Source organism: Streptacidiphilus anmyonensis (assembly GCF_000787855.1).
Lineage (GTDB): Bacteria > Actinomycetota > Actinomycetes > Streptomycetales > Streptomycetaceae > Streptacidiphilus > Streptacidiphilus anmyonensis.
The window spans coordinates 1-25,835 of the sequence record NZ_BBPQ01000066.1 but is presented as its reverse complement, the minus strand read 5'-3'; the positions used below and the strand labels follow the sequence as shown (position 1 = coordinate 25,835).

Sequence of the window (25,835 nt, the reverse complement as noted above, 5' to 3'; positions counted from 1 at the left end):
CCGTTCAGCGGTGGACGTGACGCGGCTGCGTCACGGGGCGGACCGCCGGGGGTTCGAGGTCCGTGCGGGTGTCGTCGAAGGCGAACGTGAGTCCGGCATGCACGGCGACGACGCCGTCCACGGACCGGCACAGCCGCTCCACGATCGGGATCATGCTCTTGCGCTCCAGCTGACCGCGCAACGTGACCACGCCGTCCTCGACGTCGACCCAGAGGGTGGCCGGGTCGATCAGCAGGGTGCGTCGCAGCACGTCGCGGACCACTTCCTCGCGGATGGCCCGGTCGGCGCGGAGGAAGACGCGCAGCAGGTCGCTCCGGCTGACGATGCCGACGAGGCGGTCCGTCTCGTCGACGACGGGCAGCCGCTTGACGTGGTGGCGGTCCATCATGCGGGCGGCCTCCACCACGGACCACTGCGGCCGGGCCGTGAACACGGTGCGGGACATCAGCCCCGAGGCGTCCTCGGCGCGCACCCGCTTCCGGTTGCTCGGGCTCATCCACACCGATGGCGTGTGCCCTTCGGGGTCGGGTTGACCGGACTCCTTGCGGAGCAGGTCTCCCTCGGAGACGACGCCGAGGACCCGGTGGGCGTCGTCGACGACCGGCACGGCGCTCACGTCGTGCTCGGCCAGCAGCGCCGCGAGGGCCTTGTAGGAGGTGTCACGGCGGACGGTGGCGACGTGGTGGGTCATCACGTCGCCGACGGTGCGGTGCTCCATCGGGTGCTCCTGTTTGCGGGACGCGTCCGGACGGCGCGGGGCGTGTCGGTCGGGCGCTGCGGCCCCTGGTTCCACGGTGCGCCCGCACCGGATGTCGTGTGATGGGCCGAACGGGCCCTGTCGCGGGGCCCGGGAGGCACATGCCGGTGCCCGGGACACTCGGCACAGCCCACAGGGACGTCCGGCCCTTCCCGGGTCCGGCCCTCCGTGGCGCACTGGACACAGGGCGAGAGCATGTGAGCGTCCTGACGAAGGAGGCAGTCATGGCCTACGCAGACGGTGGTCCAGGCCGCGTCGTGGTCGGCATGGACGGCACCCTCGAAAGCCGCCATGCGGCGGGCTGGGCGATGGACGAGGCAGCCTGCCGCAAGGTGGCGGTCGAACTCGTGCATGCCTACGAGTACCCGCCGCCGCTGCTCCCGTTCTACGACTCCGCGACCGAGCTCGGCGAGGACCACCTGCGCGAGGTCGCTCGTGAGGCCATGATGAGAGCGGTGGCCGACACCGCTACATCGGAGCCGGGCGTGTTCGTCAGCGGCGAGGTCCGCGAGGGCGCGCCCATCGAGGTGCTGCTGGACGCCGCCCGCGAGGCCTGTCTGCTGGTCGTGGCGACGCGGGGGACCGGCGCGCTGGGTGAGTTGGTGGTCGGCTCGACCGGCACGGCGTTGGCGGGCCAGGCCGCCTGCCCGGTGGTGATCGTCCCCTCGCCGAAGGAGACCGGGACCCCGACTGCGCCGGGGCCGGTGGTCGTCGGCGTCGACGGCTCCCCGCACGGCGAGGCGGCACTGCGGCAGGCCATGGAGGCAGCGTCCCTGCACGGCCGCACCGTCGTGGTCGTGCACGCCTGGCACGCGGTGCCCGGCGGCCTGTCGGCCACGGCCGCCGCGCAGCAGCGGCGCTTCCGGGCCGACGAGGTCTCCCACGAACTCCTGGTCTCCGAGTCACTGGCGGGGGAGGGACAGCGGTTCCCCGAGGTCGCGGTCAAGACCCGGGTGGTCCGGGACCACCCGGTCCGTGCCCTGCTGGACGCCGCCCGTGGCGCGTCCCTGATCGTCGTGGGCGCCCGGGGTACCGGCGGCTACTCCGGCCTGGCGCTCGGCTCGGTCGCCCTCGGCATGCTGCACCACGCCACGTGTCCGGTCTGCGTCGTTCCGGACTGATCCGGACCGGAGAACCGGTCGAGAAGGCCCTGCGAGCATGAAGGAGCGCGTCATGAAGACCGAACCCCGCCCGATGTCGGGCGATTACCACACCAAGACGTGGAACGTCCGGATCGACATCTTCGAGGAGGGCGACATCACCCAGGTGCACGCCTCGCTCGACACCGGTGACAACCGCCTCCAGGCCTCCTCGGCCTCGCGGCGCGACCCGGTCGACCGGCCGGTTCCCGAGATCGGCGACGAGTTCGCCGCCGGCCGCGCACTCGTCGACCTCGGCTACCAGCTGCTGCGCGCCGGAAACACCGACTCCCAGGGCAACACCGTCGACGTCCCGAAGTGAACGTTGCGACGGGAGAAGCGGGAGTCGGGTCGGTCGGCCCTGTCTTCCGCCCGGACGGTGCCCGAAGCTGCAAGGGAGACGGGACGCCGGAGCGACGGCCGTCGGAAAGGACGGGACGATGAACCCTCCGCTGATCGTCGGGATCGACGGGTCGGACACGAGCCTCGGGGCGGCCGACTGGGCCGGTCGGGAGGCGGCTGTGACCGACCGCCGCCTGCGACTTCTGTACGTCCGTCCGGATGACTTCTGGACCCGCCCCGATGACGACCGGCGCGTCGACGTCGACGAGCACGCCCTGCACGCCATGGCGAGCCTGGCCGCCGATCTGCGCCAGGAGCATCCAGGGCTGCGTGTCGACGCGGAGACGGTGACGGGTCCCGTGGACCTGACGCTGCTTCGTTCCGCCGATGAGGCCGGCACGCTGGTGCTCGGCACCCGGGGAAACGGCGGCTTCGCCGCGCTCATGCTCGGCTCGGTCGCCCAGTCGGTCGCCGCGCGGGCCGAGCGCCCCCTGATCCTGGTGCCGCCCCGTGCCGCTGTGGCCGAGCCCGGCTACCGCGTCGTGGTCGGTGTGGACCCCGCGGAGGGCTGCCGACCGGTGCTGGAGTACGCCCTTGGCGCCGCGCAGGAACACGGAGTCGTGCTGCGCGCGGTCCACGCCTGGCAGCCGCCCGCGCTGTGGGGCGCGGGCCCGGTGCAGCCCGGTGAGGCTGAGCGGCGCGCGGTTCAGCACCAGCGGGCCCTCGCCCTGAGGGAATCCGTCGCGTCCGCCCACACGCGCTTCCCCGCGGTCGAGACGACCAGCGCGGAGATGTCGGGTCCGCCGGCGATCGTGCTGGTCGACGAGGCCGAGAAGGCCTCGCTGCTGGTCGTGGGTCGGCGTCGGCACCGTCCCGTCTCGGCGCTGGGGCCCGTCGTCCACGCCGTCCTGCACCACGCGCCCTGCCCCGTCGCCGTCGTCCCGCACTGGTGACGAACCGAGAGGGAGGTCTCAACCATGTTCGCGGCATCCGAAGGAGCACCGGATTCCCCTCGCCCTGACCATCCCGGGGATCTTGGCCGCCGGATCGCGAGCCGACGCCGGGAGCTCGGGCTCTCCGTCGACGATCTGGCCGAACGCGCAGGCATGGCGCCCGCTTTCGTGCAGTGGGTGGAGACGCGTCCGGCGGAACTCGGCACAGGGGCCATCGCCCGCATCGCCGCCGCCCTCGGTGTTTCGCGCCAGGAGCTGCTGGGCGGTGACCAGAGCGCTCCACCGGGCCGCACTGGACCGGATCGGCGGGTGGTCCTGGTCGAGCTGACCGACGCGGAGTGCCGCAGCCGTCTGGGTCGGCAGGGGGTGGGCCGCGTGGTCTTCCAGATGGGAGGAGCACTCATCGTCCGCCCCGTCAACTACCGTGTGGCGGACGGGTTCGTCCTCTTCCGCACCCAGCCCGGCGGAGCGCTGGCCGGGGTGGTGGGACGGCGGGTCGTACTCGAGGTCGACCGCCTCGACGAGGTGCTGGCCCAGGGCTGGAGCGTCCTGGTCTCGGGCGTCGCCGAGGAAGACCGCCGGGACGTCGACCGCCCCGGTACCGGTGAGGAGGAACCGCAGCCCTGGGCCGGTGGGCCACGTGACCTGCTGGTCCGGATCCACGCGTCGAGGATCACAGGGCGGGAGCTCCGACCCGGCCCCGCGCATTCCGAGCAGACGCGCGCCGAGTGAGGCGTACATCCAGTCCGGGCGACGGGCTGGGGTCACCGGTCGGCTCGGCCGCCACCCTCCAGCCTCGATGCCATGCGCGCCCTGGCCAGCAGCAGCGAGGCTTCCATCGCGGCCAGCCGCAACCGTGCCGTCTTCGCCCGTTCGGCATCCGACACCGCTCGTGTCCGTGCCCGCTCGGCTCCGGGTCGGGCGCCGGGCCGGTCCACTGCGGAGGAGCAGGAATCAACTCGCGGTACTTCGCGGCGACCTGCGCGCAGTGGGTCTCCAGTTCGGCCTGGGCCGAGCTCTCGAAGAAGCATTCTCCTCGATCGACAGCACGGCCGCAGCATAGGACCCACCGGCCGGGGCGGCACGGCGGGCGGGCGTGACCTCGTTCGTGTCCCCCACGGGCACGGACCGGACCGGGCGGCGCCGCGCCGCAGGCCGATCGGCCGTTGTGAAAGGCTGCCGGCGGGGTGAACGTGGACAGCACGAGGGGGACGGAACCGCCGGTGCCACTGCGAGGACCATCGTGACCGACTACCAGCTGCACGCCCAGTACCCTCCAGCCTTCGACGTCCGCGGCATCCAGATCTGGCGCATCGTGCGAGCGGGAAGGGCCGTGGGTCTGTGCGGTCGTTTGCTCGCTCCCGTGGCCGAGGTACGTCCACTCTCCGCCTACTGCGCGTTGTCACGTCAGGGCCGGTGTGAGCAGTGCCGCGGCGTCTACCGTGCCGTGTTCTCCGGTCCTGCCCGCACGGCTGCCGGGCGTTCGACGGAGGTGGGGCCGAAACGCACTGCGTTCGCCACCAGGCTAGGAGAACGGACCAGGCTCGGCGTCGTGCGGGCCTGACTCCTAGCTCGAGCGGGACCATCGGCCCCTCCGTTGTGGCCCGCCCGGCCAATGCGTCACATACGTCCTGGGGCCGACGCTGGAGTCGGATGACCGGTTCCCAGCGCGAGAGCGACTCGGCGCGGGGGCAGGAGGCTTCCGTTCGGGAAGGGAGATCGAGATGAGACACCGCATCGTCGACGACCTGATGACGCGCGAGGTGGTCAGCGTCCAGGTGGACACGCCGTTCAAGGAGATCGCCGAGATCCTCACGGAGAAGGAGATCAGCGCGGTGCCGGTGCTCGACGGTTCCGGGCGGCTGGTCGGTCTGGTCTCCGAGGGGGACCTGCTCCGCAAGCAGGCCGCCCAGGCCGAGCCTGAGGGGCGCGGACCCGCGCCGCGCTCCGCGTCCGAGTTCGAGCCTGGTGTGGCGGCGGCGACCGCCAGAGACGTGATGACCACTCCGGTGTTCACCGCGCACTCCGGCTGGAGCGTGGTGGAGGCGGCCCGTGCCATGAAGCTGCACGGCGTCAAGCGGCTGCCCGTGGTGGACGACACGGACCGCGTGGTCGGCATGGTCAGCCGCCGCGACCTGCTGCGCGTCTTCGTCCGCACCGATCGTGCCATCCGTGAGGAGATCGAGTACGACGTGCTGCGTGAGACGCTGGCGCTGGACCCTGGCGCCGTGCAGGTGCACGTCGTGGACGGCGTGGTGACCCTCGCCGGCCGGGTGCCGCGCCACAGTCTGGTGCCGGTGGTCGAGCGCTTGTGCCGGGGCACGGACGGCGTGGTCGGCCTGCAGTCGCAGCTGGGCTTCGTCGAGGACGACCTCCGCGCCCCCCACGCGGTGGGGTGACCCGGTCATGCGCGTGCGCGACGTGATTAAGTGCCCGACGGTCACCGTCGGCCCTGGCGACACGGTCCGACGGGCCGCGGAGTCCTTGCGGGCGCACGATGCGGGCTGCGTCCTGGTGACGGCGGACGGGGCGGGGTGCCCGTTGGCGTCGTCACGGACCGGGACGTGACGGTGCGGGCGGTCGCGCCCGGCCGGGACCTGGAGGCGCCGGTGGCCACGGTCATGTCCGAGCCCGTCGTCACCGTGGACGCCGATGCGGACCTCGCCGACGCCTACCGGGCCTTCCGGCGCAGCGGCCGCCGCCGGCTGCCGGTCGTCGTCCAGGGGCGGGTGGTCGGGCTGCTGGCCGTCGACGACCTGTTCCTCGACGTCTTCCAGCGCTACGCGGACCTGCTCGGCCCCGTCTCCTGGAGCACCCTCACCGACGAGCCGCTGGACGAGGGGCCGTTGGGGCAGCCCGTGTGAGCGGGAGCCGTGGGATCAGACGAGTCCTGGCAACGGGGAAAGGAACGTGGTGGCGATGCCGAGCCTAGGAGTCGCGATCGTGCGGCAGTACCAGCGCGGTGTCGTGTTCCGGTTCGGGCGGCTGCGCAGTGTCCGCGAGCCAGGGATCCGGTTCATGATCCCGCTGGCCGACCGGATGACCAAGGTGACGCTGCGGACCGTGACCATGCCGATCCCCTCGCAGCAGGTCATCACGCGTGACAACGTCTCCATCGGGGTGGCGGCGGTGACGTACTTCCGCCGGGTCGACCCGGTGAAGTCCATCGTCGAGATCGAGGACGTGTCTACGGCCATCGTCGAGATCGCGCAGACGACGGTCCGCAACGTGGTGGGCCGTTCGCTGCTGGACCAGGTGCTGACCGACACCGAGACACTGAACGAGCAGATCAAGGAGATCCTCGACGAGCTCACCCAGCAGTGGGGTGTCTACGACTGCCGCAGACCATGCAGCGCGCCATGGCCCGCCAGGCCGAGGCCGAACGGGAGAAGCGTGCCAAGATCATCGCAGCGGAGGGCGAGGCGCTGAGCGCCGGTCGTCTGGCCGAGGCAGCCGACGTCATCGCGGAGCACCCGATCGCCCTGCAACTGCGCAACCTCCAGATCCTCGGCGAGATCGCGGCGGAGAAGAACTCCACCATCGTGTTCCCGGCGCAGTTCCTGGAGAGCGTCCGCGCCCTCGGCCGCTTCGTCGAGAACGAGGCGGCGGCCCGGCTGGCCGGCACGACCCCGGCCGGTGCGACCCCGGCCGGTGCGACCCCGGCGGGTGCTTCCACCGGTGAGGACCGTGCCGCAGGACCGCGCACAGCAGCCGAGATGACGGCATTCGGGGCCGTGAGCGGTGGCAGCAAGCAGCAGGAGTGACACCATGACAGCCACCCACAGCCGAGCTCTGGCCGCTCGGATGACGCGCATGTCTCACCGAGCCGACCACCGGCGGGGCGACGGCATGCCGCCCCAGCGGCCCGCGCCGCACACGGGAGCATGGCCCGCGCTAGCGCGGTGCGTCGCCGTCAGCGCGGTGCTGCTCGCCCGCAGACGTGTGCGGCTCGCCGGCGGGCAGGTCGGCAGCCGGATGAGGTTCGCGGACGGCTCGTCCGCACTGGTGTACCGCGAGACCCGGCTCGGTGGCGGCACGGCCGTGGACGCGTGCGCGCTCGGCCGTTGGGAGAGCCTCCTCAACACCCCGCTGTTCGTGGGCTTTCCGGGATTCCGGTCCAAGCTCTGGCTGGCCGCCGACGAGCACGGACGCTACCGGGGCGTCTACGAGTGGGACGGCGCGGAGCGCGCCGAGCACTCCATCACGACGGTGAAGGCTGAGTGCGAGGCGGGCCGGCACAGCAAGGCGCGGCGCAGTTCGTCGCTGCTCCAGGCGATGAGCGGGAACGGGCGACGATCGCCAACTGCGCCGGGCTGACGCTCGGTCAGCCCCAGGGGCGAGGTGGGCAGATCGCCGAAGAACAGGGCGGGCGGCTCACGCGGGTCGGGGGCGTCCTTGTCCGCGGCCGGTTGCGGCGGGGGCGTCCCGTCGTGTCGGTCCCCTCCTGCGGCGGGCATCCGCGCCTCCAACGATTCTCGAAGCTACGGGGTGCGGGGCGGGCCGCGGATGCAGGGCGTCCTCGGGAACCTGCGGTCCTGCCTGAGCGACCGGACGCGCCCGCCGTGGCTGAATCGCTCAGCGTGTCCCGCCTCGGCTGCGGGGCAGGGGGTCAGGTTCCCCCGTCCGGACGTCCCGCCCGGTGAGCCGGGTCGGACGGATGCTCACCCACACGGGCCGGTCGCCGCCCGCCCACGGCGTCGGCTCCATCTGTCCCGTGAGGCTGTCCAGCCGGTTCGGATCGGTGATCCGCTCGGCGACGCCGATTCCTAGCACGCTCCAGCCGGAGCTGCGCCCGTCGTCGACCCGGTCGACCTCGAAGCCGACCTCGTGGCCCACGGCATGTGCGAGGACGCCCTCCGCGCTGGTGCGGAAGACGACCGTACGGTCGACGATCCTGTAGTTCACCGGCAGCGCTGCCGGACCGTCCGGGGTCACCAGGACCACCCTGCCGACGCCCCGGGTCGCGACCCTGGCCCAGCACTCCTCGGGTGTGAGCTCCACCAGCGTGGGCCGCTCGGTTGCCGTCGCGGAGCCCGGGGCCAGGTTTCCCTCGCCGCCCAGCAGCGCGCTCACCGAGGTCTGCAGGGCGCGGGAGAGCCGCATCAGTGCGCTGAGATCGACGGGTATGGCGGTGGTCTCCAGGTACGCGATGTAGTGCGGATCCATCTGCGCCCGGGCTGCCGTCTCCTCGCGGGTGAGGCCGAGTTCCTCGCGGCGCTGTGCGACGCGGCGTCCCACGTCGCCGGGGTCCGCATGGGTTTCCCTGGTGTGGGCTGATTCGTGGTTCGACATGGTCCGCCTCCTGGGCGGCGAGGGTCCTATTCCAGTCCAACCTCGCGCCGTCGTACCCGCAGCCGACAGGGCCGGTCGGGCCGAGCGGAGCCGCCGGAGGTCCCCCGCCGGTCGTGCCTGCCTGCAGTTCCCGCAGAAGCCTTTCCGCAGGCAGGGCCCCTGAACGGCATGGTTGGCGTGATCCGTCACGGGGACAAGCCGGAGTTGACGCCCTCCGGAGTAGAACTGCGGCGTCCCCCTTCGGATGCCAGGCTGAGGGCGGGAGGCTGGTTCCGACGAAGAGTGTGCGGTTGGCAGGAGGCGCGCCGTGTCCCAGATCGAGAGCTGCTCCGCAACCGCCGAGGCCGGGCGCACGCGCCCGCGACGGTCCTGGCGACCGCCACGTCTCCGAAGCCGCTGGTCTGCATGCCGCCTCTGGGGGACGGGCCGGGCGGGGCCGAGCGAGGAGCCGTCGTGGAAGATGGAGAGCTGATCCGGAAGCCCGCCTCGTCGGCGGTGCCACCCAATCTGCGCGACTACACGCGAGGCCCGCCGCAAGTTCAGCTGGGACCTTGCCCGCCGGGCGCTGTCCGGGCTTCCCGAGGGGCGCGGACTGAACATCGCTCACGAGGCTGTGGACCGGCACGTGACCGCGGGCCGCGCGGACCGGACCGCCCTGCGGTGCGTCGCCCCCGAGCAGGCCACCGTGTCGGTGACCTACGGCGAACTGGCCGCCCGGACGAACCGGTTCGCGAACGCCTTGCGGGCTCTCGGTATCGGCAAGGGGGGTCGCGTCGCCTCGCTGTTGACCCGCTGCCCGGAGCTGTACGTAGCCGTCCTCGGCACACTCAAGAACGTCTCGGTCTTCTCCCCGCTCTTCCCGGCCTTCGGCCCGGACCCGGTCGCCGAGCGTCTGCGGCTGGGCGACGTGCGGGTGCTGGTCACGACCGCCGAACTGTACCGGCGCAAGGTCGCGGACCGGCGGGACCGGCTTCCCGCCTTGGAGCACGTGCTCATCGTCGGCGAGGACCCCGAGCCGGCGCCTGGCACGCTCTCCTTCGACGAGGTCCTCGCCGCGGTCTCCGAGCAGTTCACCATCCCGCCGACCGACCCCGAGGACATGGCGCTGCTGCACTTCACCAGCGGCACCACCGGCACACCCAAGGGCGCCGTCCACGTCCACGAGGCCGTCGTGGCCCACCACGCGACCGCCGGCTTCGCGCTCGACCTCCACTCGGAGGACGTCTACTGGTGCACGGCCGACCCGGGCTGGGTCACCGGAACCTCCTACGGCATCGTCGCGCCGCTCACCCATGGGGTGACGCTCGTGGTCGACGCGGGCGACTACGAGGCACGCCGCTGGTACGACATCCTCGCCCGCGAACGCGTCACCGTCTGGTACACCGCCCCGACCGCGATCCGGATGCTGATGCGGGCCACGCCCCGCGGCACGCCGGCGGACCTGCCGCGCTCCTTCGACCTGTCGGCGCTGCGGTTCATCGCCAGCGTGGGGGAGCCGCTCAACCCCGAGGCGGTGCGTTGGGGCGCGGAGATCTTCGGCCTGCCGATCCACGACAACTGGTGGCAGACCGAGACCGGCGCCATCATGATCGCCAACTTCGCCGCCTCCGACATCCGGCCTGGCTCGATGGGCCGCCCGCTGCCTGGCGTCGAGGCCGCCGTGCTGGAACGCGGCGAGGACGGCCGCGCCCGGGTCGTCGACGGCCGGATCAAGGTACTGGAGACGCCGGGGGCTTGAGGGCGAGTTGGCGCTGCGTCCGGGCTGGCCGTCGATGTTCCGCGGCTACCTGACCGCCGAGGGGCGGTACCGTGCCTGCTTCGCCGACGGCTGGTACCTCACCGGAGACGTGGCCCGCCGCGACGCCGACGGGTACTTCTGGTTCGTCGGCCGGGCCGACGACGTGATCAAGTCCGCCGGGCACCTCATCGGCCCGTTCGAGGTCGAGAGCACGCTGATGGAGCATCCGGCCGTCGCGGAGGCCGGCGTCATCGGGCGGCTGGATCCTGTCGCAGGGGAGATCGTCAAGGCGTTCGTCTCGCTCAAGCCCGGGGTCGAGGCGGATCCGGCGCTGGCCAGGGACATCGTCGCGTTCGCCCGCCGTCGGCTCGGTCCGGCCATCGCGCCGCGTGAGGTGGCCTTCGACCAGCACCTGCCCAAGACCCGCAGCGGCAAGGTGATGCGCCGCCTGCTGCGCGCCCGCGAGCTCGGCCTGCCGGAGGGGGACACCTCGGCACTGGAGGGCGCGACATGAGACCACCTGCCCCGGCGTCCAAGGGAGCGGGCGGATCCGTCGCCTCGGTCGGCCGCACCCGCAACCGCTCCGCCTCCGCCCGCGCCGATGTCCAGCGTGACCACCGCCTCGCCCTGCTGCGGGAGATGGTGCGGATCCGGCGCTTCGAGGAGCGCTGTGTCGAGCTCTACAGCCTGCTGGCGCTCGACCAGATCCTCAACAACGCGGCCACCCTGCTGCACATGTCCGGCGGTCAGGTTGCCGTGCCGCTGGTGATCCGCATGACCACCGGGGCGGGACGTCAGCTCGCCGCACAGCACTCGCACAGCCTGGAAGCCTTCTACGCGCACATCCCGGGTATCCGGGTGCTTGCCCCGGCCACGTTGGAGGACGCGCGGTACCTGCTCGCGCCCGCGCTCGCCGACCCGGACCCGGTGGTGATCTTCGAGCACGGCTCGCTCTACAACATGTCGGGAACCGTGGGCCACGGCCCGGACGGCATCGACCTGGACAGCGCGGCGGTGCGCCGGTCCGGCGGGGACGTCAGCCTGATCACCTACGGCGGCTCGCTCGGCAAGGTGCTGGAGGCCGCGGAGCGCCTGCAGGCCGAGCACGGAGTGGACGCGGAGGTCGTCGATCTGCGCACGCTGCGCACGCTGCGCCCGCTCGACGACGCGACGCTGGCCGGCTTGGTCAGCCGGACACACTGGGCCGTCGTCGTCGACGAGGGCTGGCGCAGCGGAGGCGTGTCGGCCGAGGTCGCCGCGCGCATCACCGAGCGTGCGTCGCTGATTCCATCCGCACCCCGGAAGGACGCCTGGGGTGCCACGGCGGTGGAAGCCGACACCTGCATCCCCTTCTCTGCGCTGCCCTGCCCGCCCCCACCGCCCGGTCGGCGGTGGGCGAGCGAGCCCGGGTCCGTGAACCGACCCTGTCCAAGCCCGTGGATTGGCCCTGGCCCAGCCGCTCGGCGTGCTCGCCCGCCCCCGGTGCCCGAGCCGTCCGGGACGCGGCGCCGGGCTCGCGGTGCCGGCGACAAGCGACCCGGTTGCGGTGGGCGGATCCCGCGGTTGTGGCGGACATTGGTGGGGAAGCAGATGCGCTGTGCCGGTTGGCCGGTGCGGGAAGCCCATCGGTGGCGCCCCTGGTGGTCAGCCGTGACACTGACGTCGAACAGGGGGCTCGGATGACCGGGCAGTGGTCCGCCGGGACGCGAGGGCGGCAGCCGTGCACATCGGTGTCCTGACCAGCGGCGGCGACTGCCCCGGACTGAACGCCGTGATCCGCTCGGTGGTCCATCGCGCGGTGACCGGCTACGGCGACTCCGTGGTCGGGATTCTGGACGGCTACCGCGGCCTGCTGGAAGGCGAGGCGCGACCGCTCGGCCTGGCCGACGTGCACGGCATCCTTGCGCGCGGGGGCACCATTCTCGGCTCGGCCCGGGTCGAACCGGCACGGGTGCGTGAGGGGGTCGGGTGCAGCGCGGAACTCGCCTCCGCGTTGGGAATCGACGCCCTGATCGCGATCGGCGGCGACGGGACCCTGACCGCGGCGGAGCTGTTCAGCCAGGCCGGGCTGCCCGTCGTCGGGGTGCCCAAGACCATCGACAACGACGTCGAGGCCACCGACGCGACCTTCGGCCACGACACGGCGGTGCTGGTGGGGACCGAGGCCGTCGACCGGCTGAAGACCACGGCCGAATCGCATCAGCGCGTGATGGTTGTGGAGTTGATGGGCCGCCACACCGGGTGGATCGCGCTGCACGCCGGCATGGCGGGCGGCGCGCACGGCATCGTGATACCCGAGCGGCCCTTCGACATCGAGGAGGTTTGCCGCCTCATCGAAGCACGCTTCGCCCGGGGGAAGAAGTTCACCGTCCTCGCTGTCGCCGAAGGCGCCACCCCCGCGCCCGGCACCATGGAGTTTCACCATGGCGGCGTCGACGTCTACGGCCACCAGCGCTTCGGCGGGATCGGACACCGGCTGGCCGCCGAGATCGAGCACTGGCTCGGCAAGGAGGCGAGGCCGGTCGTGCTGGGGCACGTGCAGCGCGGGGGCACCCCCACCGCGCTGGACCGGGTCCTGGCGACACGATTCGGTTGGAACGCGGTAGAGGCCGCCCATGCGGGAGTATTCGGACACTTCACCGCGTTGCGCCGAACCCGGATCGAGCTGGCACCGCTGGCCGAGATCGTGGGCCGGCTGCGGACCGTTCCGCCGGATCAGTTGGCCGAAGCCCGCGTCGTGCTGTGATCCCGTCAGACCTCGAGCGTCGGCGGCATGTCCTGCGCAGCCCGGACCAGGTGCCGCATCGGATCGACCGTGAGCGTTAGCGGATTCGCTCCGGAGCCTCCCAGAGCCGACAGGCCCTCAGCGGGCGGGGCCGGTCAGCGGTGGCACGGCGGCGCCGGTCAGCGCGGCGGAGCGTCATAGGGGTCCGAAGCGCTCGCCGGCGGGCCCGAGCACCCGGAATCGTCGGCGCCGGACGGGAACGACGCACGCACCTTCTTCGCTTTCACGGGTGACGAGTGGCTGGTTGTGGGTGCGCGCGATGTACCGCCCCGGTCGCGCGACCGACCGGTACGAGGTCAGCCGAAGCGGCCGTCGCCCTCGCTGGCGGCGTCGGTCTCCCCGGCGCGCAGCAGCTGTCGACCGAGCTCCAGCAGTGCCCGGCCCGCGGCGTACTCGTCGCCGATCTCCGGGATGGAGGCCTCCTCAGCACCGACGGTGACCGGCGCACACTCGATGCTTTGGAAAGCCTCGACCGGCTGCTGACGGACCGTTGCTGCCGCACGAGCACGCTGAGGAACACGAGCTCCACCCCGCCCTGGCCCCACCCTCGGCGGCCCCGAAGCGACCGCCACCATGAGCCGCGCCCACACCGAGATCGACCGCCTCGCCTGGACACCCACCTCACTCTCGCCCGCGCCCAGGGCGGCGTCCAGCCTGATCAGCTCGACGACCTGCGCGCCTGCCTCTACGGCTTGTACACCGTCCTGCGCCTGAACTTCACCCAAGAGGAGGAGAACTGTCGGCGGCGGTTGAAAACGGGCCGGTCTCGACGGTTCAGTTGTGGGCCAGTCGCGGTCTCGCTGTGGTGCGTCAGTCGTTGTCGTCGGTGGGGATGCGTCCGAGTTCGCGTCCCCGCATGCGGTAGGACTCGCCTTTGAGGGAGTGGACCTCGGCGTGGTGGACGAGTCGGTCGATCATGGCCGCGGCGACGGTCTCGTCGCCGAAGACCTCACCCCAGCGCCCGAAGGGCTTGTTCGAGGTGACGATCACGCTTGCTCGTTCGTATCTGTTCGAGATCAGCTGGAAGAACAGGTTCGCGGCCTCGGCCTCGAACGGGATGTAGCCCACTTCGTCGATCACGATCAGCGGGTAGCGGCCGAGCTTGACCAGTTCGTCCTGGAGCCGGCCGGCCTGGTGGGCGGCGGCCAGGCGGTCGACCCACTGGGCGGCGGTCGCGAACGCGACCCGGTGGCCGGCCTGGCAGGCCCGGATGGCGAGCCCGGTGGCCAGGTGCGTCTTGCCGGTGCCCGGCGGCCCCAGAAAAATCGCGTTCTCCCGGGCGGCTATGAAGTCCAGTGTGCCCAGATGAGCGAGCTGTTGGCGGGTCAGGCCGCGCAGGTGGGTGAGGTCGAGTTCCTCGATGGTCTTGATCGCGGGGAAGCGGGCGGCCCGGATGCGGCCCTCGCCGCCATGGGCGTCGCGGGCGGCGACCTCGCGCTGCAGGCAGGCGACGAGGTATTCGAGGTGGGTCCAGGACTCGGTGCGGGCGCGTTCGGCCAGCCGCCCGGCGGCATCCAACAGGGCGGGCGCTTTCATGGCGCGTGCGCAGAACGCCAGGTCGGCGGTGGTCTGCCGGTCGGTGCGGGACCCCTTGCCGTCGGGGGTTGCGGTGTCCTTGCCGGTGGGGGCGGAGGTCGGGGCCATCAGGGGTCCTCCTTTGCGGCGCCGCCCTCGATGAGGGTGAAGATGCGGTCGTAGGTGGTCAGTTCGCGTTGCTCGACCGTGACGCCGAGGTCGTCGGCGGCCAGGAGCGCGGTGCGGGCGGTGGCCGCGCGGGCGGCCCGTTGGTGGATCGCTTCGCCGCGAAGGAGCTGGGCCGCGGCGGTGTGCTCGGGGTCGGTGATCGACTGGTGTCGGGCCCAGCAGCGGGCATGGCGGGCGACGATGTCGTCGCCGCAGGTCACGGTGATCTGTTCGGTGTCCGCCTGGACCGTGACGAGGTGGCCGATCGCGCGGGGGTGGACGGAGTAGTCGCAGGTGTCCACGCGGATGTAGTGGTCGCGGCCCAGTCGGGTGCGAAGCGGCCACCAGTTGGGCGGATCGACCGGCGGGATCGCCAGCATGGCCGCCTTGTCCGTCTCCCACCGGTCGACGGGTCGGGCGTCGATCGTGCGGTGCCGGCGCCGGTTGGCGATCTGCAGCCATGCGGTCAGTTGGGTGTTGAAGTCGCCTGGTCCGGTGAACGTGCGGCCGGGCAGGAAGGATGTCTCCAGGTAGCCGTTGGCCCGTTCCACCAGCCCTTTCGCCTCCGGGTCGCGGGGGCGGCAGAACAGCAGCCGGGTGGCGAGCAGGCCCGCCAGGGCGGCGAACTCGCTGGTCGGCCTGCCCCGGCCGACACCGGCCTCGTTGTCCCAGACCAGCGTCTTGGGGACGGCCTGCCAGCCGGAAAGCAGCCGCCAGTGGCCGTCGATGAGATCGGCGGTCCGCCGGGAGGGCAGCATCCTCGCGGTGATCATCCTGGAGTAGCCGGACACCATGACCAGCACCGGCGGGCGGCCGGAATGGCCGTAGCCGAGGGGGATGTCCACCGCGGGGAACCATAGATCGCACTGGGCCAGCTCGCCCGGCTCGTAGACGGTCCGCGAGACGGGGTCCACCGGGAGGTAGGCGGGCCGCAGCTCGCGCACACGCTCCTTGAGGATCGTCAGTCCGCGCGTCCAGCCGATCCGCTCGGCGATCACGGTGGCCGGCATCGTCGGGGTCTGTTGCAGCAGCTCGCGGATGGCGGGCTCGAAGGCGTCCACGGCCGATCCCTTCAGCGGCCGCTGGTAGACCGGCGGCCGGTCCGAGGCCAGAGCGCGTGCCACGGTGCCCCTGGAGATCCCCAGCTGACGGGCCACAGCCCGTGCCGACAGGCCCTCGGCCCGGTGCAGCCGCCGGATCTCGGCCCAGTCCTCCACTCCGATCACCTCTTCCCTCCTGACTCCCATACCAATGAAGTCAGGATGATCAAGAGATCACGCAGTGACCCGCTTTTGATCCGCCGTCCGTGGTCCTCGTTTCACCCGTCGACGACAAGAACTACTTCTCACTTGCCACCCGCTGACCGCGAAGAACCACACGGTCACCACCTACACGACCCGACGGGAGCACACGACGAGCTGGTTTCTGCTCGTCCTGGCCGGATGCACGAGCAGAGTCACAACTTCACCAGGCTGTGACCACGGTTTCGCCGCGTGCGCCGTGATCAGCTTCGCCTTGTTCAACCGGCTCTGCACTGCCTGGGGGTCGGCTCCGCCTATGCGGTCTGGACCGGCACCGGTGCCGCGGGTACAGCCCAGGGGCATCGCCTTCCTCGGCGGGTCCGCCTCCGTCGTCAAGCTCGTCAACGTCGGCCTCGTGCTCGCCGGTGCCGTCGGCCTCAACCTCACAGGGTCACTGAGGGATGACGCCGCGACTCGCACCAAGACAGGAGGTGGCGTGATGACTGTCCTTGTCGGATACGCGAGCGCTCACGGCTCCACCCGAGGGATCGCCGAGCGGCTCGCCGAACGACTGTCCGAACTCGGCTGCCCAGCAGACGCGATGCCCCTCGATAGCGATGCCGACCCAGAGGCGTACGCTGCAGTCGTCCTCGGCAGCGCCGTCCAAAGTCAACGCTGGCTCCTGGCCGCCGAGGACTTCGTCCGCGCACACCGGGACGCTCTCGCCGAGCGGCCGTTGTGGGCGTTCAGCGTTGGCATCCCAGCTGCCCTCCGTGGCCCGTGGTGCCGCTTCGCGGGAGGAGGAGGCGGTCATCCTCGACGCGCTCGCACTACCGCCCAGCCTGCGGGGTCACTGCCTCCTCTCTGGCGCCATCGCACCCGAGCACATCGGCAGGACAGGGGCATTGATGTTCCGCCTGCTCGGCGGCCGCTTCGGTGACTATCGGGACTGGCAGGCCGTCGACGCCTGGGCGGGCGAAATCGCCACGGCGCTCGGCCGCAGGGTGTGAGGCGGTGGCGACGCGGACTTCCAGCGAGGGTCTTGCGCTCCCCGCTTCACCGACCAGGTGAGCCACCTGTGCGGCGAAAGCGCGTGCGGGGGCCAGGAGCATCCCGTGCCCGTGCCGGCGTCGAGGTCTGGCAGGGGTCGGCGCACCACCGGACGCGGCCCATGCGTCGCTGCCGCCAGTCGCGGGGGCCTTCTCGAGCAGGATGTGCGGCACTTGGCCCGGCCGGGCTACGTCGCGGGGGCCGGTGGTTCGGCGTCCGGCTTGTGAGGGGCCGGGGCAGGCGGTTGCTTGGTGCTTGCGTTGCGGTAGTAGTCCCGATAGATGATCTTGTAGAGAGGGATCCACCGTGGAATCCGATTGACGCCAGGGATCCACGGCGCGAACAACGGCAACAGGAAGCCGAGAAGAATCATGAGCAGGCCGACGTCAAGGTCGAGGTTGGCGTTCCCAGAGGGGTCCAACGCGGGGACCTGGTACATCCCTGCGTACAGCCAGAGCCACACCTGACCCGGGTAGTCCCACAGTTCGTTCATCACGCCCCACTGGTCGCCGGCGACGCCCTGCGCGGTCGCGACGTTGCCCCAGAGGGTGCCGTCTCCGAAGAACATGGTTCCGTTGGTGGTGTCAGTGCCCAGTTGGTTGTCGCTGCCCTGGAGAAAGCCGTCGAGGCTGCCGTTGGCGGCGATGAGCTGTTCCGCCTGGATGATCACGGGGACGGGGCCGTAGTCGCCCGGCGGCACCGTGATCGTGGTGGGGGTGAACTTCGCGGTGGACGCGGCCAGGGCCTTGGCGTAGTTGTTCAGCCAGGTCGCCTGCTGCGGTGACGCCAGCTGGTCGGCGGAGGCTCCTGGTGACAGGTCGCCACCGGCCCGCTTGTACTGGCGGACCGCCACCGCGACGGCGGGGTTGTAGGGCGCGACGATTTGCGAGACCGGGGCCAGGACGAAGTCGTTGGCGGTGTTGATCGGGAGGGTGAGTCCGAAGATCGATTTCGCGATGTCCGCGGGGTGGATCCCGATGAACTCCTGTGATGCCCCGGAGGTGGTATTGAACGGCGGGCCGTAGCCGGCTGTCTCGCTGCCGCCGAGCAGTTCCTGTACTGCTGTCTGGGTCAGGTCGGAGGGGTCGTTGGTGTCCCAGTACCTGGCGCTGAAGGCCTGTCCGGGCGGCGAGGCGGGCGCTTTCGGGTAGGTGAGGCCGCCGTCGGGGGACCCCCACAGGCTTGCGGCGAGGACGCACAGCAGGGCCACCGCGACGACCGCGACGGTGCCCTCGGTGATGAGGTCGAAGCGACGCTCGGGGCCTTGCCAGCTGGAGAGCGGATGGCGCTTGGCCCGCGGTCCGGCCGGCCTGTACGTCGGGGCTGCCATCGTCGCCTCTCTCAGCCTCGGTCCGACGCGTGGATCGGCACGTCGGGGACCTCCAGTGCCTCGGCACCGGGTGGTGGCGCAACGCCACGACGCCGGATCAGACCGATGTGGACCGAGACGATGAACAGCAGCACGGCGACCGTGACCACCACATGCAGGGTGAACTGCTGGCCCGCGTTCATGACGTTCCAGATCGCACCGATGCCGATCGCGTTGAACGCGTCCTTGGCCTGCTGGCCGATCCACTGGCTGTCCCAGTTCGTCATCATCAGGAAACCGGTGAAAGCCGTCAGGATGCTCACGATGAAAGCGAGGACGCCGGTGACCCAGGTCCAACCGCGTCCGCCCCGCCAGCTCATGGTGAAGAAGGTCGTGATGAAGTGCACGGCCATGAATAGGAACATGGCCTGCACCCCCCAGAAGTGAATGCTGTTCATGAACGCCCCGAAGGAGTTCGTGTGCCAGAACGAGACTCCGCCGAGCGCGATGACCGTGCCGCTGACGATGGTGACGATGAGCGCCGCCAGGGTCAGCACACCCATCGTGTACAGCACCGATGAGACGTACGCCGGCTCCCGGTCGGGCAGCAGCTTGCGCAGCGGCAGATTGCGTACCAGGTAACTGCGGAGCCACGGGCTGGGCCTCACCCAGGAGAAGGGTTCGGTCCCCGTGGAACCGGTGACCGGGTCCGGCTCCCGGTACGGCCCTGCGCCGTCGTCGCTCATCGGGCACTCCGGGTGCCAAGGTGACGGGATGTGGTGGTCGGGCTGGTCATCGCTTCTCCTCCGGCGATTCGGCTTTCCCGCTAGGAAGCCTGATGAACATTCCGGCAAGAAAGATCAGTACGACCAGGATCATCTCGATGAGATTGCCGACCTTGAGCGTGAACCAGCTGAAGGTGGCGGCGTGGAATCCGCCGTCACCCACCAGGTCGAACACTGGCCCCCACAGCTGATTGATCATGTTTCACCTTCTTTCGGCGAACCGGTGGGCGAGCACAGCGCACGGGACGCATCGGGGGCGACGCCGAAACGAAAGCTGAATGTTTTTCACTGATCCTGGAGCGGCGCGAAGCCACCAGGTCGATTTCATTGCCAGCTTATTCGACCTTGCCGGGCCAGACGTTCTGCGCGGCTCCGATTTCCCCCGATCGTATGAGCGCCGGCCCTGAGGGCCGGGTGCCGAGCCCCGATGCCCCGTGTGGTGGGCTGTTCGGCCTGTCGTCCCGACTCCTCGGAGAGCGCTACGCCAGTCGGAGCAAGCGCGATGGAGGGACGAAGACACGGCCTCGGGCTCCACGGCTGACGGCGGACCATCCCGGCTAAGGGACAAGCACGCACACGGTACTGCTGGACACGACCTGATGCCGGCTGCCCGTACGGTGGGACGCCGACGCTCGCTCCCGGTTCGCCTCGGCGATCTGGCGGGTGTTGCCGAACAGGCTCCCGTGGGCGATCGCGACGTGATTCATCGTCGGCCCCCTTCCTCATGGTGGTTGTACAGGCCGACGGTGGCAGGCGGGCCGTCGGGCTGGGGACCGGTGGCGGCCGTGCGGGGTTCGGTACCGCCCTGGTCGAGCCGGAACGGCGGGTACGCGTCCGTCATCAGCGCCGCGTAGGCGACGACGCGCAGGGTCCAGCGGTCCAGACCGATGACGAAGTCGAAGATCCCAGCTGGATATTCGGCGGTGAAGGCGCGGGTGATGGCCGCGAAGAGGACGAGCAGGCCCACGAGCCCAGCGGAGAGCCAGGAGCTTTCGCTGTTGCCCATCAGGATGCCCAACGACCAGGTACTGCGGGAGGGCCAGCAGCCACCACTTGACCAGCACCAGCTTCCTGGAGAGGTGCTCCGGATAGTCGACGTCGAGCCTCGCCGCGTAGTCCGGCTCCTCCTTCAGGCTGAAGGCGGGTACCGGTCAGTGCCCAGGGCGCCGTAGGCGTAGTAGGCGACGTGCCAGCTCCAGCGCAGCACACCCAGGTTGAAATCGAACAGGTCCCGCGGGTACCGCTCGGTGAACAGGATCGCGCAGAAGGCGACCACAGTGACCACGCAGAAGGCGATCCACAAGAAGGCCAGCACGATGTAGTGGGGGATCGCGAGCAGCCATTTCACCAGCCACAGACACCGACAACGGTGCGTCCAACCGTGCTTCCACGCGTACCGGTCCAGGTGGCCAGGCGGGGACATGGTCCACCATCGCCCTCAGCTCCTTCTGCGGTGTGTTGACATGTCCGCCCCCGTCTTCAGCCTGCTGTCCTGTACGGGATGTCACGTGGGCCGCCTCGTCCCAGTGGCAGCGCCGAAGGTCCTCAAGAACGCCTTGTGGCCGCACTGATCACACCACCATGCAGCGCGTGCCGACGCGTTGATGGGGAGATTTGACCTCCCTGGAGTGGTCACCTGGCGGGGCACAGCTGCTCCGATCGGTTCCCCACGGTGGGCCCGTTGGCCCCCGACGCGGAGCCCTTCGGCCCTAGGAGCCATCGTGGCAACAGCTTGAGCATGGTCGTATGGGAGTGATCAAGGTGAATCACCTCCGGAAGACCTACCGTCGGCTGGTGGCCGTGGACGACGTGTCGTTCGACGTCGAGGCGGGAGAGATCTTCGGCATCCTCGGCCCGAACGGGGCTGGCAAGACCACGACGGTGGAGTGCATCCAGGGTCTTCGCCGCCCCGACGCCGGGGCGATCCAGGTGCTGGGTCTCGATCCGACCACCCAGGCGGCCCAGCTGCGGCAACGCATCGGCTCGCAACTGCAGGACTCCTCGCTGCCCGGTCGGCTCAGGGTCGCCGAGGCGATCGATCTGTTCGCCGCCTTCGCCCGCCATCCCGTCGACCGCGACGAGCTCCTCGCCCGCTGGCGTCTGGACGACTTGCGTGCTCAGGCTTTCGACAATCTCTCGGGCGGTCAGCGTCAGCGCCTGTTCATCGCGCTGGCGTTCGTCAACTCGCCCGAAGTGGTCTTCCTCGACGAGCTGACGCAAGGGCTCGATCCCCAGACCCGCCGGGCGACCTGGGAGCTGATCCGGGAGATCAGGCAAGGCGGCATGACCGTCGTACTGGTGACGCACTTCATGGACGAGGCGGAACACCTCTGCGACCGGATTGCCGTCGTCGACCACGGAAGGATCGTCGCGCTCGACACCCCGCAGAGGCTCATCAACGGGTTGGGGCTGCCGTCAGTCGTGCGGTTCAGCACATCCGAGCCCGACCTTGGATGGCTGGAAAAGCTCGACGCGGTCGAGTCCATGGCTCGGGACGGGGAGTCGATCGAGCTCCGGGGCACCGGCCCGGTGCTTGCACTCGTCGCGTCCGAGCTCGTCGCGCACCAGATCGTCCCGTCCGACCTCCAGGTGGAGCGCCCCACCCTTGAGGACGCGTTCCTGGCGCTGACCGGGCAGGAGGTCAGGCGGTGACCACCATGCACGGCTACCTCGCGATGTCACGCACCGAGTTCCGCCTCTTCCGCCGTGAGCCCTTCTCAGTCGTGTTCGTGCTCGCCTTCCCGCTCATGATGATGGTGCTTCTCGCGGCGGTGTTCGGGAACAACCAGGCCAAGGCGGGAGAGATCCAGAACGGCATGCTCGTGTGGCGGGGCGTGACCCCTGCCAACTACTACACGGCCGCATCGGTGGCCGTGATCGTCGCTGCGATCGGACTCATGACCCTCCCCATCACCCTCACCAGCTACCGCGAGCGCGGGATCCTGCGCCGGTTCCGCGCATCCTCGGTCCCCCCATGGATCCTGGTCAGCGCGCTGCTCACGGTCGCGCTCGCGACCTTCGTGGCCGGCACCCTCGTGATGGCACTCGTCGCACGACTCGCCTACCACGCCATGCTCCCGAAGGACTTCCTCGGAGTCGCCGTCGCTCTCCTGGCCGGAACCGCGGCCTTCGGAGCGATCGGACTGCTGCTCGCAACACTGCTGCGTACCAGCCGCTCAGCCCAGGGCATCGGCCTGATGCTCTTCTTCGCGCTATGGCTCATCTCGGGCACCGCGCCGCCCCGAGCTGTCCTGCCCACGGGCCTGCGCGACGTCGGCAGCGCGCTGCCGCTCACCCACCTCGTCACGGCGGTGCAGAACGCATGGTTCGGATTCGGGTGGGCCGGTGCCGATCTCGCCGTCCTCGCTGCCTATGCGATCGCTGCCGGCCTCCCCGCGCTGTGGCTCTTCAGCCGGGACTGACTGGGGAAGCAGATCTGGACTGGTGGATCGAGGAATCGCCATCGCCTTCCCAGCGACGGGAGAAGCCGGGAAGGCGGTGGCGGGCGTGGGCTTCACGGCCGCGGGACGACCAGGGCGGTGTCTTCGCTGGCGCCGGCGGCGGAAAGCAGGTCGAGCAGGAGGAGGTCGGCGAGCTGGTCGGGTTCGAGAGGTACGGTGGATCAGGCCGTCGGTGTACAGGACGAGGGTGTCGCCGGGAGTGAAGGTCTCCTCCGCTTCGGGTCGGGGGACGTGTTCGGGGCGGGCGCCCGTACCGGAAGCCGTTCGCGGCTGGCTGGACCCTCTTTGCCGCGTGCCTCATGATCTTCGGCGGCGCGATGGCGGTTCTGCAGGGAATCGGCGCGATCGTCAACAACACCCGCTACGTGGTCACCGGCAGCTACGTCTTCAGCTTCAACGTCACCGGCTGGGGCTGGCTGCACCTGTGTCTGGGCCTTCTGATCTTCCTCGCTGGCTGTGCACTCTTTACCGGGGCTGTCTGGGCTCGGGTGATCGGTGTCATCGCCGCTGGCCTCGGCATGATCGCCAACTTCCTGTGGCTGCCCTACTACCCGTTCTGGGCCATCGTGCTCATCGCCATTGACGGCTTCGTGATCTGGGCCCTGACGGCCGGTACACACAGACAAGCGGTGGAAGGCTGAAGGCCGCCTCGCAACGCCAAGGGCCCGCCCACCGGTGTCATCTGGTGGGCGGGCCCTTGTACTGACCAGCCTCAGGCGGCCGACAGGAGGTCTCGGGCTCCTTCGCAGAAGTCGGCCAGAAGCTGGTGCTTGCCTAGGGGATCATGCGGCGCTTGAGGGCCAGCACGTACGAGCCTCAGTTTCGGCCCCTGCCGAGCTGCCCAGGCGAGAGGCTTTCGGCAGTGGTCGGTGGCGCGACCTCTCCCCGATCAGGAACGGCCACGCCCAGTGTGTCGGCCCGACGGTGCGGGGCCGCCGAACTTCGGACTGACCCTGTTCCGCGTCGGCCACCAGCCCGGCGGTGGGCTGCTCCGCAGCCGGGGCGCATGCGTCACCCCGGGCGTCCTCAGAGGAGCCCTATAGCGTTCTCGGCGTTGATCTCGAAGTAGTCGTTGTCGGCGATGCCGGCAGTGGCCGGGTCGATCAGGTTGCGGACCTCGTCGACCGATGCGGCCTCCCACAGGCAGTGGGCGTGGCTGCCGTCAACGGCCGGGAGCACCTGGTGGCACGCCAGGCCGGCCGGGAGGTTTCCGAGAAGCTCCTGGGCACCGGCAAAGAACTTCGCCGGGTCGGTGATGGTGTGGGTGACTCCGATCAGCACGATGTTTCACCTTCCAGTCCGTCATGTTGAGGATTCGGCCTCTGACCCGCGATCCGGGTGTGGTCGGCGCGCTGAACCTTCACATGCGACGAAGCCGCGCATGGTGCCGACAGGCCACCGAGTGCAGAGAGAGTATCTCTGCCATGACGCAGAGTGATTCCTCGTGGGCGCGGCGGTGGGTCGACTGGACGGGGACCGGGCCTCCAGCGCGGGCCAAGGGCCACCCCCGCCGTTCCGGTAATAGCCAGTCCTTGCGCTGACCTGCGCTGGCGCTGGAGGCGATCGGGGCGCCAGGCCCAGCGCTGACGACGCCCGCGCCGGGCTCCCGGGCGCCGGAAGCAGACGCCACGGCGGCGCTGGCCTGCCGGGGGCCGTGCCCCTCCAGTTGTTCCTGGAGCCACTTCAGCGCTTCCGGCATGGCCCCGTTCGCCCTCGCGTGATCGAGCGGCCGCTCGACCTGTCGTCCATGATCCGGTCCGTCAGGGCCTCCAGGTCGATGTCCATCGTCGTGCACCCCAGCCTGCGCGGCTCGCCCCGGATACACGAGACGACCTACCCACTCAGGTCACCCCGGGTGCGCCCGGACGCCACCCGCCCCACCCTGGACCGGGGACGCCATGACAGGAGACATTGATGGGCACGACGGCCAGCCACGTGGAGACGCGGATTACCGTCCGTGAGGACGATCCCGCGGCCGACGCGGTCCTGGACGTCCGGATCACCGGGGACGCCGGGACAGTGGGGCGGATCGCCGCCCTGGTCCGGGAGGCCTACGCTCCGGTCCTGCTCAGTGGTGACTCCGCCCTCCCCCAGGAGCACGAGGAGACCGAGTCAGGGCAACCCTCGGACGACGTAGCCCGGCTCGAACTCGTCTCCCATGATCTGGCGCTGCTCGACGTGATCCGGAGGCACGTCGGCACCGTGTACGCGACGTCGCCGGACAGCGACCGCGCATCCGCACACGGTACGGTGCGCCTGGTGGTCCTCCAAGAGATCGACGGTTCCGCCGCCGCCGACGACCGACGCTGACCCCTGACCCCTCAGGGCCGGTTCTGCGGAAACTCGTCGCCGTGCAGCAGGTCGACGGCATCGGCGAGCAGCGGAGCCACGGAGCACACCTGGAGCAGCGACGCTCCGGCAGTCTCCACGGGAAGGGTGTCGGTGACGACCAGGCGGTGGATCGGAAGCCGCTCGTGTCGGTCCCCGGGCGCCGCCCACGAGGAGGGCGTGGGTCGTGGCCACAGTGATGTCGGCAACGGCGCCGTGGGCGAGCAGGACCCGAACTGCGGTCTCGACGGTGCCTGCGGTGCTGATCATGTCGTCGATGATCGCCGCGGGTCGTTCCGCGACCTGCCCGACCAGTTCCTCGGCCAGCACCTGCGTGCCGGACACGCGTGTCTTGCGGACCACGGCCACCGGAGGCGTAGCAGGCGGCAGTAGTGCTCGACGAGCTTGACCGCGCCGAGGTCGGTTGCGGCCAGCACGGCGGCCCGGGACAGTTCGGTCTCGCAGGTCACCGGTTCGGTGCCGAGCGCTGCCGCGACGGCCTCCGCCAGGGCCCGGTGGGTTGTCCCCGCGACGATCCGAGGCTTCATCGCTGATCCGCGTGTGCCTCGACGACTCCTCTTCACGACCCGTCGCCCGGCGGTCAGCTGCCGAGCTGCCCGGCGGTGATGACGCCCAGGGCGAATCCGTCGGCGTCGACGACCAGCCAGACGTGTGCGTCGTGTTCGCGCATGGTCGTGGCGACGGCGTCGATCGGGGTGTCGGGGTGGGCGAAGGGCTCGAGCGGGCGGGCGAGGTCGCGCAGTCGGGCGTGCTGGCTGTACCAGGGCTGGGACAGGTAGCCGCTGAGGTCGTCCTTGGTGACGAGGCCGACGCAGTGGCCGTCGTCGCCCCGGATCAGCAGGTGTTCCACGTGGGCGCTGTGCAGGATGTCCAGCGCCTTGTCGACGGCGGTGTGGTCGCTGACCTGCAGGTCGGCGGGGGACATCACGTCGGCTGCGCGGGGATGATCAG

The 25,835-nt window shown here is 70.5% G+C and carries 27 protein-coding genes and 4 pseudogenes; 19 read left to right on the top strand and 12 right to left on the bottom strand.

Annotated features, from left to right (window positions below; translation table 11 throughout):
- Positions 1-4 precede the first annotated feature (4 nt).
- Entirely contained in the window at positions 5-718 is a 714-nt protein-coding gene (locus tag TR50_RS34390; protein WP_042431518.1) for a CBS domain-containing protein, read from the bottom strand.
- Between the two features lie 263 nt (positions 719-981).
- On the opposite strand from TR50_RS34390, the gene TR50_RS34385 reads away from it, so the two are divergent.
- The 9 genes from TR50_RS34385 (at position 982) to TR50_RS34345 (ending at position 7,508) form a co-directional block, all read left to right on the top strand.
- The gene (locus tag TR50_RS34385) at positions 982-1,878 is read left to right on the top strand and encodes a universal stress protein (protein WP_042431517.1); all 897 of its coding nucleotides are present in this window, start codon (positions 982-984) and stop codon (positions 1,876-1,878) included.
- Positions 1,879-1,930: 52 nt separating this feature from the next.
- Positions 1,931-2,218 carry a dsRBD fold-containing protein gene (locus tag TR50_RS34380; protein ID WP_236654711.1) on the top strand — a complete coding sequence of 96 codons (288 nt, stop codon included), beginning with the start codon at positions 1,931-1,933 and terminating at the stop codon, positions 2,216-2,218.
- A gap of 118 nt (positions 2,219-2,336) precedes the next feature.
- Positions 2,337-3,191 carry a universal stress protein gene (locus TR50_RS46095; RefSeq protein WP_042431515.1) on the top strand — a complete coding sequence of 285 codons (855 nt, stop codon included), beginning with the start codon at positions 2,337-2,339 and terminating at the stop codon, positions 3,189-3,191.
- A gap of 24 nt (positions 3,192-3,215) precedes the next feature.
- Complete coding sequence (locus tag TR50_RS34370; RefSeq protein WP_042431513.1) at positions 3,216-3,923, top strand: helix-turn-helix domain-containing protein; 708 nt, start codon at positions 3,216-3,218, stop codon at positions 3,921-3,923.
- 992 nt (positions 3,924-4,915) lie between these two features.
- Positions 4,916-5,590, top strand: a complete 675-nt coding sequence (locus TR50_RS34360) for a CBS domain-containing protein (RefSeq protein ID WP_042431509.1) — start codon at positions 4,916-4,918, stop codon at positions 5,588-5,590.
- Positions 5,591-5,725: 135 nt separating this feature from the next.
- Positions 5,726-6,055: a CBS domain-containing protein gene (locus tag TR50_RS34355; protein ID WP_236654710.1), complete on the top strand. Its 330-nt coding sequence runs from the start codon at positions 5,726-5,728 to the stop codon at positions 6,053-6,055.
- Positions 6,056-6,110: 55 nt separating this feature from the next.
- On the top strand, positions 6,111-6,620 hold the full coding sequence (locus TR50_RS48265) for an SPFH domain-containing protein (RefSeq protein WP_201776913.1): 510 nt from the start codon (positions 6,111-6,113) through the stop codon (positions 6,618-6,620).
- The gene (locus TR50_RS48260) at positions 6,551-6,955 is read left to right on the top strand and encodes an SPFH domain-containing protein (protein ID WP_201776912.1); all 405 of its coding nucleotides are present in this window, start codon (positions 6,551-6,553) and stop codon (positions 6,953-6,955) included. The genes TR50_RS48265 and TR50_RS48260 overlap by 70 nt, the downstream gene beginning before the upstream one ends.
- 49 nt (positions 6,956-7,004) lie before the next feature.
- Positions 7,005-7,508, top strand: coding sequence for a hypothetical protein (locus TR50_RS34345; RefSeq protein ID WP_152648792.1), 504 nt, complete (start codon positions 7,005-7,007; stop codon positions 7,506-7,508).
- A 258-nt stretch (positions 7,509-7,766) separates the two neighbouring features.
- Here the strand turns inward: TR50_RS34345 and TR50_RS34335 are convergent, their stop codons facing one another.
- Positions 7,767-8,483, bottom strand: coding sequence for a helix-turn-helix domain-containing protein (locus tag TR50_RS34335; RefSeq protein WP_042431505.1), 717 nt, complete (start codon positions 8,481-8,483; stop codon positions 7,767-7,769).
- A 625-nt stretch (positions 8,484-9,108) separates the two neighbouring features.
- Between TR50_RS34335 and TR50_RS50225 the strand changes: the two genes are divergently transcribed.
- The 4 genes from TR50_RS50225 to TR50_RS34320 are packed head-to-tail and all read left to right on the top strand — an operon-like array spanning position 9,109 to position 12,967.
- Complete coding sequence (locus TR50_RS50225) at positions 9,109-10,221, top strand: AMP-binding protein (RefSeq protein ID WP_369405805.1); 1,113 nt, start codon at positions 9,109-9,111, stop codon at positions 10,219-10,221.
- A gap of 7 nt (positions 10,222-10,228) precedes the next feature.
- On the top strand, positions 10,229-10,735 hold the full coding sequence (locus TR50_RS50220; protein ID WP_369405804.1) for an AMP-binding enzyme: 507 nt from the start codon (positions 10,229-10,231) through the stop codon (positions 10,733-10,735).
- Entirely contained in the window at positions 10,732-11,904 is a 1,173-nt protein-coding gene (locus TR50_RS46090; RefSeq protein WP_152648791.1) for an alpha-ketoacid dehydrogenase subunit beta, read from the top strand. The genes TR50_RS50220 and TR50_RS46090 overlap by 4 nt, the downstream gene beginning before the upstream one ends.
- Before the next feature lie 37 nt (positions 11,905-11,941).
- Positions 11,942-12,967, top strand: a complete 1,026-nt coding sequence (locus tag TR50_RS34320) for an ATP-dependent 6-phosphofructokinase (RefSeq protein ID WP_042431556.1) — start codon at positions 11,942-11,944, stop codon at positions 12,965-12,967.
- A gap of 335 nt (positions 12,968-13,302) precedes the next feature.
- On the opposite strand, the gene TR50_RS46085 is transcribed toward TR50_RS34320, so the two are convergent.
- Positions 13,303-13,461, bottom strand: a complete 159-nt coding sequence (locus TR50_RS46085; RefSeq protein ID WP_152648796.1) for a dsRBD fold-containing protein — start codon at positions 13,459-13,461, stop codon at positions 13,303-13,305.
- Between the two features lie 12 nt (positions 13,462-13,473).
- Between TR50_RS46085 and TR50_RS49390 the strand changes: the two are divergent.
- Positions 13,474-13,743: pseudogene (locus TR50_RS49390) on the top strand (hemerythrin domain-containing protein); the annotation flags it as partial.
- A 73-nt stretch (positions 13,744-13,816) separates the two neighbouring features.
- On the opposite strand, the gene istB reads toward TR50_RS49390, so the two are convergent.
- Positions 13,817-14,650: an IS21-like element helper ATPase IstB gene (gene istB / locus TR50_RS34310; protein ID WP_042431500.1), complete on the bottom strand. Its 834-nt coding sequence runs from the start codon at positions 14,648-14,650 to the stop codon at positions 13,817-13,819.
- The gene (istA, locus tag TR50_RS34305) at positions 14,650-15,915 is read right to left on the bottom strand and encodes an IS21 family transposase (RefSeq protein WP_042431498.1); all 1,266 of its coding nucleotides are present in this window, start codon (positions 15,913-15,915) and stop codon (positions 14,650-14,652) included. The genes istB and istA overlap by 1 nt, the downstream gene beginning before the upstream one ends.
- Before the next feature lie 331 nt (positions 15,916-16,246).
- Here istA and TR50_RS34300 point away from each other — a divergent pair, with 331 nt between their 5' ends.
- Entirely contained in the window at positions 16,247-16,870 is a 624-nt protein-coding gene (locus TR50_RS34300; RefSeq protein WP_369405806.1) for a flavodoxin domain-containing protein, read from the top strand.
- A 297-nt stretch (positions 16,871-17,167) separates the two neighbouring features.
- Here the strand turns inward: TR50_RS34300 and TR50_RS34295 are convergent, their stop codons facing one another.
- The 4 genes and pseudogenes from TR50_RS34295 to TR50_RS34280 all read right to left on the bottom strand — a co-directional run bounded on the left by TR50_RS34295 (position 17,168) and on the right by TR50_RS34280 (position 20,507).
- Positions 17,168-18,310: a hypothetical protein gene (locus TR50_RS34295; RefSeq protein WP_042431496.1), complete on the bottom strand. Its 1,143-nt coding sequence runs from the start codon at positions 18,308-18,310 to the stop codon at positions 17,168-17,170.
- 11 nt (positions 18,311-18,321) lie between these two features.
- Positions 18,322-19,035: a cytochrome b N-terminal domain-containing protein gene (locus tag TR50_RS34290; protein ID WP_084701451.1), complete on the bottom strand. Its 714-nt coding sequence runs from the start codon at positions 19,033-19,035 to the stop codon at positions 18,322-18,324.
- A 46-nt stretch (positions 19,036-19,081) separates the two neighbouring features.
- Positions 19,082-19,273 carry a hypothetical protein gene (locus tag TR50_RS34285; RefSeq protein ID WP_042431495.1) on the bottom strand — a complete coding sequence of 64 codons (192 nt, stop codon included), beginning with the start codon at positions 19,271-19,273 and terminating at the stop codon, positions 19,082-19,084.
- A gap of 504 nt (positions 19,274-19,777) precedes the next feature.
- Positions 19,778-20,507, bottom strand: a pseudogene (locus TR50_RS34280) (DUF4389 domain-containing protein).
- Positions 20,508-20,868: 361 nt separating this feature from the next.
- On the opposite strand from TR50_RS34280, the gene TR50_RS34275 reads away from it, so the two are divergent.
- The gene (locus tag TR50_RS34275; protein ID WP_369405803.1) at positions 20,869-21,726 is read left to right on the top strand and encodes an ABC transporter ATP-binding protein; all 858 of its coding nucleotides are present in this window, start codon (positions 20,869-20,871) and stop codon (positions 21,724-21,726) included.
- Positions 21,727-21,731: 5 nt separating this feature from the next.
- Positions 21,732-22,496, top strand: coding sequence for an ABC transporter permease (locus TR50_RS34270; protein WP_236654712.1), 765 nt, complete (start codon positions 21,732-21,734; stop codon positions 22,494-22,496).
- A 92-nt stretch (positions 22,497-22,588) separates the two neighbouring features.
- Here TR50_RS34270 and TR50_RS46080 read toward each other — a convergent pair.
- A pseudogene (locus TR50_RS46080) lies at positions 22,589-22,784 on the bottom strand (SpoIIE family protein phosphatase); the annotation flags it as partial.
- Between the two features lie 11 nt (positions 22,785-22,795).
- On the opposite strand from TR50_RS46080, the pseudogene TR50_RS34265 reads away from it, so the two are divergent.
- A pseudogene (locus TR50_RS34265) lies at positions 22,796-23,176 on the top strand (DUF7144 family membrane protein); the annotation flags it as partial.
- Between the two features lie 385 nt (positions 23,177-23,561).
- On the opposite strand, the gene TR50_RS34260 reads toward TR50_RS34265, so the two are convergent.
- Positions 23,562-23,816 carry a hypothetical protein gene (locus tag TR50_RS34260; protein ID WP_052441671.1) on the bottom strand — a complete coding sequence of 85 codons (255 nt, stop codon included), beginning with the start codon at positions 23,814-23,816 and terminating at the stop codon, positions 23,562-23,564.
- A 633-nt stretch (positions 23,817-24,449) separates the two neighbouring features.
- Between TR50_RS34260 and TR50_RS34250 the strand changes: the two genes are divergently transcribed.
- Positions 24,450-24,845: a hypothetical protein gene (locus TR50_RS34250; protein ID WP_042431487.1), complete on the top strand. Its 396-nt coding sequence runs from the start codon at positions 24,450-24,452 to the stop codon at positions 24,843-24,845.
- 619 nt (positions 24,846-25,464) lie between these two features.
- Here the strand turns inward: TR50_RS34250 and TR50_RS43210 are convergent.
- A partial coding sequence (locus TR50_RS43210; RefSeq protein ID WP_052441670.1) for a CBS domain-containing protein occupies positions 25,465-25,835 on the bottom strand: 371 nt, incomplete at its 5' end.